Origin of the sequence: Kitasatospora sp. NPDC007106 (assembly GCF_040634455.1) — a bacterium.
In the GTDB taxonomy this organism is placed as follows: domain Bacteria; phylum Actinomycetota; class Actinomycetes; order Streptomycetales; family Streptomycetaceae; genus Kitasatospora; species Kitasatospora arboriphila.
Window position 1 is genome coordinate 1 of record NZ_JBEYFP010001286.1, and the last position, 1296, is coordinate 1296.

Annotated in this window: 1 protein-coding gene and 1 pseudogene; one reads left to right on the forward strand and one right to left on the reverse strand. The window is 73.5% G+C overall.

Translation table 11 applies throughout. From position 1 onward, the window contains the following. Positions 1–639: DedA family protein (locus tag ABZ641_RS37895; protein ID WP_359989163.1), on the reverse strand; the 639-nt coding region annotated here is incomplete at its 3' end. Positions 640–971: 332 nt separating this feature from the next. On the opposite strand from ABZ641_RS37895, the pseudogene ABZ641_RS37900 reads away from it, so the two are divergent. Next, positions 972–1223: pseudogene (locus ABZ641_RS37900) on the forward strand (MFS transporter); the annotation flags it as partial. Between the last annotated feature and the right edge of the window lie 73 nt (positions 1224–1296).

Sequence of the window (1296 nt, forward strand, 5' to 3'; positions counted from 1 at the left end):
GGAGCGTTCGTCGTGGCCGTCGGGCTGCGGCGAGCGGGACTCGCGCCGGCGGCGCCGCAGGTGCCAGACGGTCAGGGCCACCACCACCAGGACGGCGAGGGCGATGGCGAGGGCACGGCCGACCAGTCCCTCGACGCGGGTGTACGCGGCTCCGGCGAAGTAGCCGAGGAGGGTGAAGCCGACGCCCCAGGCCAGGCCGCCGAGGGCGTTGAAGAGCAGGAAGCGGCGGTAGGGCATGTGGGAGATGCCGGCCAGGGCGGGCATCATCGCGCGGAAGAAGGCGACGAACCGGCCGAAGAAGACGGCGGCCGGCCCGCGCCGGCGGATCAGGTCCTGGGCCTTGGCGATGCGCTCGCCGTGGCGCCGCATGGGGCGGGTGCCGAGGATCGCCGGGCCCGCCCGGTGGCCGACCTCGTAGCCGACGGAGTCGCCGAGGATCGCCGCGCCGACCACCACGAGGATCATCAGGCCGAGGGAGACCTTGCCCTGGTGGGCGAGGACGCCGCCGAGGACAGCGGCCGTCTCGCCGGGGATGACGAAGCCGAAGAAGAGCGCGTCCTCGGCGAAGACCAGGGCTGCGACGACCGCGTACACGACCGGACCGGACAGGCCGGAGAGCCAGTCGGTGATCGAGTGCATCAGCCACCTCGTTCGGGATCGTCGCCCGTTTCCTCCCCTAATGTAACGGTTGCTACTTTGGGGGATATGACGACGCATCCCCGCCGACGATGCGCGCTGCCGCCCGTGTCCCTCCCGGCGGAGCCGCCCCGGCGGCGGGTCGCGGCGCGGCAGGAGCCGCCCGAGGGGCCGGTCGGAGACAGGGCTCCGGCGGTGGGAGTCCACGGGCCTTTCGCCACGGCCCGGGCGGACGACCGCATCGGGCAGGGCCTCTCCGTTCTCCGTCGGGGCTGACACGGAAGGTGCCGGTCGTGGCCGGAGCGCGGACCGAGGAGCGAGCCGTACGACGGCAGATGCGGCCGCTGTACGCGGCCGGGTTCACCACCGCCTTCGGCGCCCACGGCATCGCCGCCAACCTGGGCGGCTTCACGGCCGAACGGCACGCGTCCTGGCTGGCCCTCGGTGGACTGCTCGCGCTCTACGACGGGGCCGAGGTCCTGCTCAAGCCGGTGTTCGGCGCACTGGCCGACCGGGTCGGGCCGCGGCCGGTGCTCCTCGGCGGCCTGATCGCCTTCGCCGCCGCTTCGGCGTGCTTCGCGCTGTCCGCCGCGGTGTCCTTGATCTCGTAGGACACGGTGAGCGAGGCGCCGCCGATCTTGGTGACCCAGGTCTCGATCG